General features: G+C 46.0%; 2 protein-coding genes. One reads left to right on the forward strand and one right to left on the reverse strand.

All coding sequences use genetic code 11. The features are described 5' to 3' along the window. The first annotated feature begins 304 nt into the window (after window positions 1-304). On the forward strand, window positions 305-682 hold the full coding sequence (locus tag F6K49_RS53115; protein WP_293111198.1) for a hypothetical protein: 378 nt from the start codon (window positions 305-307) through the stop codon (window positions 680-682). A gap of 141 nt (window positions 683-823) precedes the next feature. On the opposite strand, the gene F6K49_RS53120 is transcribed toward F6K49_RS53115, so the two are convergent. Beyond that, window positions 824-1,001: CAP domain-containing protein (locus F6K49_RS53120; RefSeq protein ID WP_293111201.1), on the reverse strand; the 178-nt coding region annotated here is incomplete at its 5' end.

Consider the following 1,001-nt stretch of genomic DNA (forward strand, 5'->3'; position numbering starts at 1 on the left):
TTTTCTCAGGGACATGAACAACTTTCCCAGCGACAGGAACAACTGTCTAACCGACAAGGGGAGATTGTAGAAATTCTGAAGTTATTGACTCAATCTAATTAGGATGCGCGAACCACTAGCCGTCAGCTATCAGTGATCAGCTATCAGCCTATGGGCTATCAGCCTATGGGCTACAGATGGTGCTACTGTTCGCGCAGCATGCCCGTAGCGCAATTGGTGCTTTTGAAGAAAATAAGCTGACGGCTGACCGCTGACTGCTGATAGCTTACAGATCTTGAGAAAACACTAAACACTCTTGCAGCAAATGACAAACTCAGACCAGTTTGATACCCGTTTCAACCGTTTACTAACTGCCATTGAGCGCATCGACCAACAGATTGAACAGCTTGGTCACAGGATCGATGCTGTTACCCAACAGATTGAACAGCTCGGTCACAGAACTGATTCTAATGCTCGTGCTATCGAAGCTCTAACCGATACTGTTAGTGAATTGAAACGCGATCGCTCTCGACTGTATTCTGTGATGGCCGATTTAGCACAATCTCAGTCTAATTTAGCTCAAAGTCAATCCCGAGTGTATGGCATGATGGAAAACTTAGATGAGCGACAGGAACAACTCTCTCAGCGACAGGGGGAGATTGTAGAAATTATGAAATTATTGACTAAATCTCAAGCAGGGTAAATCTAAGCTATCAGCCGTCAGGATTCAGCGGTCAGCTGAATCCTGACGGCTGAATCCTGATAGCTTAAGCAAAAATAGTGGGACGCTCATCATCGATAACTGTTAACATCCGAGTCACCCCTTCAGCTAACTGACACACAACTAAGGTGCCATAACGTTATCAGAAAACTGCCCAAGCACATTACCCGCAGGCCCATATTGGCAGACGACATAGAAGGCGTTATATTGTCTACCTTGAATAGTTTTGACGCCCTGGGCTGCACCACACCCTAATTGGGTACTCTTCTTCCACACCACCTGAGTAAAATGCCCGGTGCTA

The sequence above is a fragment of the Moorena sp. SIO3I6 genome (assembly GCF_010672095.1).